Source organism: Ruminococcus sp. B05, from assembly GCF_003628495.1.
Lineage (GTDB): Bacteria > Bacillota > Clostridia > Lachnospirales > Lachnospiraceae > Schaedlerella > Schaedlerella hominis.
In genome coordinates, this window is record NZ_RBZR01000027.1 from 31,840 (window position 1) to 40,461 (window position 8,622).

Annotated in this window: 6 protein-coding genes, 1 tRNA gene and 1 rRNA gene; 2 read left to right on the top strand and 6 right to left on the bottom strand. The window is 37.5% G+C overall.

Going from position 1 to position 8,622, the window contains the following annotated elements; all coding sequences use genetic code 11:
• The first annotated feature begins 86 nt into the window (after nt 1-86).
• Entirely contained in the window at nt 87-743 is a 657-nt protein-coding gene (locus D8Q48_RS14470) for a hemolysin III family protein (RefSeq protein WP_117992155.1), read from the top strand.
• Nucleotides 744-790: 47 nt separating this feature from the next.
• On the opposite strand, the gene lon is transcribed toward D8Q48_RS14470, so the two are convergent.
• Entirely contained in the window at nt 791-3,058 is a 2,268-nt protein-coding gene (gene lon / locus D8Q48_RS14475; protein ID WP_121056986.1) for an endopeptidase La, read from the bottom strand.
• Nucleotides 3,059-3,262: 204 nt separating this feature from the next.
• On the opposite strand from lon, the gene D8Q48_RS14480 reads away from it, so the two are divergent.
• Nucleotides 3,263-4,570: a glycosyltransferase gene (locus D8Q48_RS14480; protein ID WP_121056988.1), complete on the top strand. Its 1,308-nt coding sequence runs from the start codon at nt 3,263-3,265 to the stop codon at nt 4,568-4,570.
• 91 nt (nt 4,571-4,661) lie between these two features.
• On the opposite strand, the gene nadA is transcribed toward D8Q48_RS14480, so the two are convergent.
• The 5 genes from nadA to D8Q48_RS14505 all read right to left on the bottom strand — a co-directional run.
• On the bottom strand, nt 4,662-5,576 hold the full coding sequence (gene nadA, locus D8Q48_RS14485) for a quinolinate synthase NadA (protein WP_118688783.1): 915 nt from the start codon (nt 5,574-5,576) through the stop codon (nt 4,662-4,664).
• Nucleotides 5,577-5,674: 98 nt separating this feature from the next.
• Nucleotides 5,675-7,552 carry a GGDEF domain-containing protein gene (locus D8Q48_RS14490; RefSeq protein ID WP_118688782.1) on the bottom strand — a complete coding sequence of 626 codons (1,878 nt, stop codon included), beginning with the start codon at nt 7,550-7,552 and terminating at the stop codon, nt 5,675-5,677.
• A 60-nt stretch (nt 7,553-7,612) separates the two neighbouring features.
• Entirely contained in the window at nt 7,613-8,044 is a 432-nt protein-coding gene (locus tag D8Q48_RS14495) for an RrF2 family transcriptional regulator (protein ID WP_022075369.1), read from the bottom strand.
• A gap of 320 nt (nt 8,045-8,364) precedes the next feature.
• Nucleotides 8,365-8,436 (bottom strand) — tRNA-Asn (locus D8Q48_RS14500).
• 73 nt (nt 8,437-8,509) lie between these two features.
• Nucleotides 8,510-8,622: ribosomal RNA gene (locus tag D8Q48_RS14505) — 23S ribosomal RNA — on the bottom strand; the annotation flags it as partial.

The following is an 8,622-nucleotide window of genomic DNA, read 5'->3' on the forward strand; positions in this document are numbered from 1 at the left end:
TTTAATTCTATTTTGTATGTTAACTATTCATATAATCAAACAAACATGAATATATTTCAATTGATATAAAAGAGGAGGAATGAATCATGAAATCACAACATCATATTAAAGAACCCGGCAGTGCGATCACCCATTTTATAGGAATGTTAATGGCAATCTTTGCAGCTGTCCCATTACTGATCAAAGCTGCTCATGAACCTAGCCGTATTTACGTTATCTCACTCGCAATCTACTCTGCAAGTATGATATTATTGTATGCAGCCAGTACTACTTATCATACATTTGATATTTCTGCTAAAATCAATACGATTTTAAAAAAATGGGATCATATGATGATTTCTGTATTGATTGCAGGAAGCTACACGCCAATTTGTTTATTAGTATTAAAAGGAAAAACCGGACTTATTCTCCTGGCCATTGTGTGGAGCTTCGCTATCGTAGGTATTCTTATTAAAGCCTTCTGGGTTTACTGTCCGAAGTGGATTTCATCCATTCTCTATATCGGAATGGGCTGGACATGTGTTCTTGCTTTCACTCAAATATTAAACTCCATGAGCCATACTTCTTTTTTATGGCTTCTGACAGGCGGAATTATTTATACTGTTGGCGGTATTATCTACGCATTAAAGCTTCCGATTTTTAATAGTAAACATAAAAATTTTGGAAGTCACGAAATTTTTCATTTATTCGTAATGGGTGGAAGTATGTGTCACTTCGTAGTTATGTATGCACTATTACCTTAATCTTAATGAATACTTTTTCTTATTCAAGTCGAACGGTTGGGACTATGTTATAGTCCCAACCGTTTTAATACATCTTTTACTTTTTTAACCGGTATAATCTCCAGCTTTTCTTTTACTTCATCTGCAACGTCTTCAAGGTCTTCCACATTTTCATATGGTATAAATACCTTCGACACGCCTGCTCTCTGCGCTGCCATAAGTTTCTCTGGAAGACCGCCTATTGGCATTACCCCTCCACGTAACGAAACTTCTCCTGTCATCGCATATTGAGGACTGACCGCTTTGCCTGTCACCAATGACGCCAACGCCGTTGTCAGTGTTATGCCGGCAGATGGGCCGTCCTTTGGTACTGCACCGGCCGGAACGTGGATATGCAAATCATTTTCTTTCCACATTGCTGCTGATTCCGGATACATTGATTTAACCAGACTAACCGCAATCTGAACAGACTCCTTCATCACATCACCAAGCTGACCTGTCACCTGAATCTTACCACTTCCTTTTGTAAACATCGCCTCTATAAATAAAATCTCACCGCCGGCTGACGTCCATGCCAGTCCGGTAACGACTCCCGGCTGCTTTTCTTCTAAAATACTCTCATGATGGATTGGCTTTTGATCCAAAAATTCACGAAGCCGTTTTGGATTTACTGTAATGCTCTTTTGTTCCCCTTTTACCAATTTTACAGCGGCATAACGGCACAATGTATTCATTTGTTTTTTCAGTCCTCGAACGCCTGATTCTGCCGTATAATCTTGGATAATTGTTCTAATTGCATCATCCGTCACTTTCAGATTCTTAGCCTTAATTCCCATTCCTGCCATTGCTTTTGGAAGCAAATGCTTTCTTGCAATCTGAAATTTTTCCACTGCTGTATATCCCGGAAACTGTATTACTTCCATTCGATTTAGTAAAGGCTCCGGAATTGTATCCAACGAATTTGCTGTACAGACAAATAATACATCTGATAAATCATATGGTACATTCAAATAGTGATCTGTAAAATTGTTATTCTGCTCGGGGTCTAATACTTCGAGCAGTGCACTTGCCGGATCTCCGCTAAAATCTTTTGACAGCTTATCAACTTCATCCAATACCATAACCGGATTCGATGCTCCACATCTTTTCATTCCTTCCATGATGCGCCCCGGCATAGCCCCTACATAAGTTCTTCTATGACCACGGATCTCTGCCTCATCTCTTACGCCACCAAGACTGACTCTCACATACTCTCGGTGTAATGCCTTTGCAATACTCTGACCGATACTCGTCTTACCGGTTCCCGGTGCCCCGACAAACAACAAAATCGAACCCGATTGTTTTTTATTCAATTGCATAACTGCAATTTGTTGAATAATTCTTGCTTTTACTTTTTTCAAGCCATAATGTTCTTCGTCCAAAATATCTTCTGCTTTATCCAAATCAATAGCTTCTACTTCTTCTTTCTTCCAGGACAGTGTCGTTACAAAATCCAGATAATCGTAGAGCATGCCGTATTCATGACTATCTTTTCCTTCCTGCTTCATGCGGTTTAGAATCTTTTCTGCTTCTTTTCTCGCAGTCTCATTCATGCCGGATTCTTCTATTTTCTGCTCAAATCTACGCACATCTGATATATTTTCCGGATGCATCTCATCTAATTGACGTTGCAGAAAATCAATCTGTTTCTTAATTGCATCTTCACGATATACTTTCTCATGACGTTCTTGTTGCGCATTCTCTGCTTCTTCTCCAACTCTTGTCACTTCTATAAACTCATACACAGCGTGTTCCATCTTCTCTATACGCTGTGACAACACATCCGTCTCTACAATCTGGTATCTTTCTTCATTTGTCAGATTCAGATAGCTGGACAATGCAGATACAACTTCGCTTATTGATTTCCAATGCAATATGTAACTTCTGGCCCATACCCCCCATTGAAATCCCTGTGCGAAACGGAGCAGTGAGGTACGCATTTTTTCAAAACGCATCTGACACTCCTGTGCATCGATATCTTCTATCTCATCCCGATTCACTGCTTCCAGCGAAATATTTCCCTCTGTTACTTCTATATTATGAATATCTACTCTGTGAAATGTTCGGACATTGATATTACCATCCCGATCAATCCCTTCTACTTTTCCTTCTACACCAATTGGATAAAAATCCTCCTCCGTCAGGCTCTGTCTCGCCTTATCTTCTTTTTGATATAAAAAGATCAGTTCTTCTCCCTCTTTCACATCTTCTATCTCTAATTCCTGAAACACATCTTGCTTAAAGTAAAATGTTACTCCCGGCAAAATGATCATATCATAAATAGGTACTACGATCATATCATTCACCCTGCTTTCTATATCGGAAAATCTTAGTTCACATTTGTTAGCACTCTTTTTCTCTGAGTGCTAATTTATGATAACAATATCATATTCTCTTTATTTTGTAAAGTAGCTCCTTCGTGTAAACTCATACCTACCTTGAAAATTTATCTGCTCTTTGCTATAGTGACATTAACATCATTTTTCAAAGAGGTAAGCTTTATGAATCCAACAGTTAGTATTATTGTTCCTGTCTATAAAGCAGAGACTTTTCTCTCGCGCTGTATTGACAGTATTTTAAATCAAGAATATCGCGACTTTGAACTATTACTGGTCGACGATGGAAGTCCTGATTCTTCCGGTGAAATCTGCGATACCTATGCAAGAAATGATTCCCGCATCCGTGTCATTCATCAATCAAACAGTGGGGTATCGATTGCACGAAATCATGCTATAGATCAGGCCCGTGGAACATATCTTCAATTCCTTGACAGCGACGACTGGATTACCCCTGATGCCACCAAACTTCTTTTACGTTCGGCAGAAGATTTTCAGGCAGATCTTGTAATTGCCGATTTTTATCGTGTTATAGGTGAACGCGTTTCTCACAAAGGCGATATTGATGAAGATGAGGTCATTTCCCGTGAAGAATTCGCTGAGCATATGATGGAAAATCCTGCCGATTATTATTATGGTGTAATCTGGAACAAATTATATAAAAGAGAATTGATTGAGCAGCATCATTTACGAATGAACCCAGATATTAGCTGGTGTGAGGACTTTATGTTTAATCTGGAATATATTCGATACGCGACACGATTTTACGCTTTAAAGACACCTATTTATTATTATGTGAAAACAAAAGGTTCTCTTGTAACACAAGGTGCTAGCATTTCCAATACCATAAAAATGAAATTGAACGTATTTGAATACTATAATAATTTCTATAAGAATATTCTAGATGAAGAAGAATATGAAAAGAACCGACTGCAGGTATATCGCTTTTTCATAGATGCTGCGAAAGATGGGGCTGTTCCGCCAGCAATCCTGCCCGGTGCTACCCGCCTGGGAGAGGAACGTGCCAAAGTTTGCCAGGCAGCTATTGCCGGAGAAGGTGTTTTGATGGATAATTACCGTACTCGAAAATTATTGGAACGTTATCTGGAACCTGTTGCTTTAAAGCATGATTTATCTATGACTGAAATCTGGGTTCTTTTTTATCTTTGCCACCCACACAGTGTTACAACACGCAAAGAACTGGCCGATTTTATTGATATTTCCAAAAGTTCCCTCTCGAGAGCATTAAAAAAACTTACTTTAAAAAATCTAATCATGATAGAAGATTCGCGTTCACCAAGACAGCTTTTGATTACTCTTCTTTCAGCAGCTGATACAATTCTTGCCGATCTCTCTGTTGTTCAAAATGATTTTGACCAGACTCGTTTTTCTGAATTTACAGAAGAAGAGCTAATTCAATACGCACAGCTCTCTGATAAAATAAAGGACAATATACAGCGTAGATTACAATAAAGGTTTAATTCCTATGTACTTTCGAATAAAAAAGTGAGACAGATTTTTTTCCCCGTCTCACTTTTTTTATTCATTATTAAATTTTATTATCTTATTTCTGTGCATATTCCAGCATTCTCTTCAATGGGAGTTCTGCCTTCACTCTCAAATCTTCTGGCAATTCTACTTCTGGCTCCACTGTTTCAAGTGCCTGAGCTACTCCTTTCAGACTAATTCTCTTCATATTTGGACAGAACTGACGATGTCCTACGGAATAGAATTTTTTCTCCGGATTCTTCTGCTCTAATTCATAGAATACTCCGATTTCTGTACAGACGATAAATTCTTTCTTATCCGATTCTGTCACATAATCAATAATCTGAGATGTGCTTCCGATGTAATCTGCTTCTTCTAATACATCTGGTGTACATTCCGGATGTGCAACTACAACTGCTTCCGGTTTTGCCTCTTTTGCTTTTAAAAGCTCTTCTTTATGAATACTTTTATGTACATGACAGAATCCATCATTAAATATAAAATGTTTCTCCGGAATCTGCTCTGCTGTGTATCTTCCAAGATTGTTATCCGGAATAAAGAAAATATCTTTATTTGGAAGATTTTTAACAATCTTAAGTGCATTGGAAGATGTCACACACACATCAGATAATGCCTTGATCTCTGCTGTTGAATTTACATAACATACAACCGATACATCTGGATATTGTTCTCTTACTTCTTTAATTTTTAATTCATCCACCATATGTGCCATAGGACAGTCAGCGTTTTTATCTGCCATTACTACTTTCTTCTGCGGATTAAGAATCTTTGCACTCTCGCCCATAAATGATACTCCACAGAAAAGTATTACATCTGCATCGACTGTCGTTGCTTTTTTTGCAAGGAAATAAGAATCACCCACATAATCTGCAATAGCCTGAACTTCTCCATCTACATAATAATGTGCAAGAATTACTGCATTTTTCTCTTTTTTCAAACGATTAATCTGCTCTATTACTGTTTCACTCATTATTCTATACCTTTCGTTTCCACTACTAATCACATATATCTCTTCTAGGGTATAACAAATGTAAACTTTTTGCAAGCAAATGTTTTACATCTGTCTTGTCATCTTGTTTTTTTCTTTTCCTTATACATTACTTTATCAGCCTGTTTTACATACTCTTCCAGCAATAATTTTTCATCAGGTTTTGCACACACCCATCCTATACTAGTGGATATCTGAAATGGAATATCCAGGATTTCATTTGCCTGTTTTAATTCATCATAAATCGCCTCTTTGATCCTAAGACCTTTGTTATAGTCACCACCTGAGACTACAATAACAAACTCATCTCCACCATAACGAACAACAACAGAATGTTTCGGGCAAACTTTCTTCAGAACATTCGCTACAGTTGTAATTGCAATATCACCATTTTTATGTCCGTATGTATCATTGATCATTTTTAAACGATTAATATCACTAAACAGTATTAAGGTTTCTCTCTGTTCAAGCCGGTCATATTGCAAAATCTTTTCCGCATGCCTCGACAAGGCAAAGCGATTGTAAACTCCTGTCATAGCATCTTCCGCACTCAACTCATCTAACATACGGTTCATCTGCTTCAATGCCAGTCTCTCAATCATAACCTGCATTGACATATTGATACAATGTGACCCGCTAAATAAACTTTCATCATCAATCATTTGAAAACTGTCCTTGATTACACAATAGCCAATTGTTTTTTCTTGAAAATGAACCGGCATAATCATATAGGCATGCGCTTTTTCATCATCCTCTTCTTCTCCCGGAATTAGTTTTGAAATATCAAATAACTCCTTATACTCTACCAGCTTTCCTTTTTCCAATGCAAAAATCACAATTAATTTTGAATCGTATTCTTGATTGTTGAGGATTTGTCCTGTATGCTGCTCCAATTGCTCAGTTCTATTAAGCAATATATACATTGCACTACACGGAATATTATTTATTACATGTTCTGCCAATGTATTCGCATACTCATTCCAATTTTCACTTTGAACCAGTCTCTTTTGTAAAATCTGAAAATTATTCTGTACATAATTTCGATTTAACATCGTCTCGATTATATGTCTTTTTCCATTTTTGGGTTTTTCTTCATGATTTGTACATCCACAACTTGAACGATAGACTACCTCACTCTCCAAAGTTGTTTTTTGTGGAACATCCTCCCCATTTATCAAACGAAACAATACATCGCAACTTTGATAGCCTGCCTCTGTTTTTTTACGCTCTACTGTTGTCAGGCTTGGACGATATGTACTTGCAATTCTCAAATTATCAAATCCAGAGATTCTAAAATCCTCTGGTGCATGTAATTCCTGTTCACCAGCTGCAGCACAATATCCTATTGCCATCTCATCATTTGCAGCAATAACACAATCCGGAACTTCCAAACCCATTTTTTGAAAATCATAAAATGCCTGATATCCATCATGATATGTGTAGTTGTAATTTCGAAACCAGGCTTCTTCATATTGCAATCCTTTTAAATCCATTGCATCCTGAACACCTTTTTTTCGCTTTTGTGATTCGTAATTATCTTCTGGTCCGCCTATGAAATATATTTTTCTACACCCATGTTTTTCAATCATGTGTAATGTTATCTCTTTCACAGTTCGATAATTCTCACATCCGACATAATATAGACCTTCCAACTCATGTTCCATACTAACTGCCGGTTTTCCACTTGCAACCAGTTTCTTACGTAATTTCTCCCTCTCTTCTCCTGAAGTAATATTATTCGATGCCATAAGAAATCCGTCATATTCATTACAATCTAATAATGAAAAAATCTGATACTCTCCCTGATTGTACAACAAATCTTCTTTTTCTCCGCCATAACAACTGAATATATAAAGCTCAGCGCCTTCTTCTTGTATACGTTTTCGAATTCCTCGAATAGCATACTTCATTACTTCTCCATTAAATCCCCCTTGCAGCAGTGCTATTTTCTTCTTCATCTGCCACCTCCGCGTTATTTATATTTCTATTATAACGCAATTATATCCATTTGTCCTATATTAGATAATATAATTTCCTACATCTGTAGAATCCACTAATAAATCTGCTAATGTAATTCCATCAAAATAATCAAGAATTAACTTATACAGACCTTCCCACATTTTAATTGTTTTACACACGGTAACACGTTCACATAAATTTGGATTGTCCTCCAGGCATGAAATCGGTGCCAATGATCCCTCTGTAAGTTGTAAAATACTCCTGATCGTATATTCTTCCGGGGCTTTTGCAAGCTGATATCCGCCACCCTTTCCTCGTAGTGAGCGAACAAATCCATTTTTACTTAGTGATGCCACAATTGATTCCAGATATTTTTCTGAAATTTCCTGTCTTTTTGCTATATCCATCAATGGAATATATTCTCCTGTGTTATGTTCTGCCAAATCTAACATTACACGAATTGCATAACGTCCTCTTGTTGATATCTTCATAATATTCCTCCAATCCTATATACCTATTATATCACAAGGTTAATATACTTTTCAAGGCTAACAAAAAAATACGTACAAGAAAAAGACTATGCACTCCTGCTCAGCTTCGTCGGGCAAACCCGACTCCAATTCGCTGGATTGCATAGTCTTTTCTTGCTTTGAGGTGTACCGTGATTGAAATAGGTGGAGCGATAATGTATTTACTTTTCTGCTGTCTGATGTATCTATATCATGGGTTATTTGCTTGTGCAGATGCCTTTAGTTCACGACGACCCCCTAGTAAAAAAACACCTCATAAATCTATGAGATGTTCTTCTAACCTCCCCGAGTTGGGTTCGAACCAACGACCCTTCGGTTAACAGCCGAATGCTCTACCGCTGAGCTATCGAGGATTACCTTTATTGAAGTATACCTTCAAAACTGCATACAAAGTTTTTCATCCATCTTGTTCTCCTATCACCTGTTCTGGTTATGCCCTCGACCTATTAGTAACAGTCAGCTCCATGTGTTACCACACTTCCACCTCTGCCCTATCTACCTCGTCGTCTTCAAGGGGTCTTACTAACTTGACGTTATGG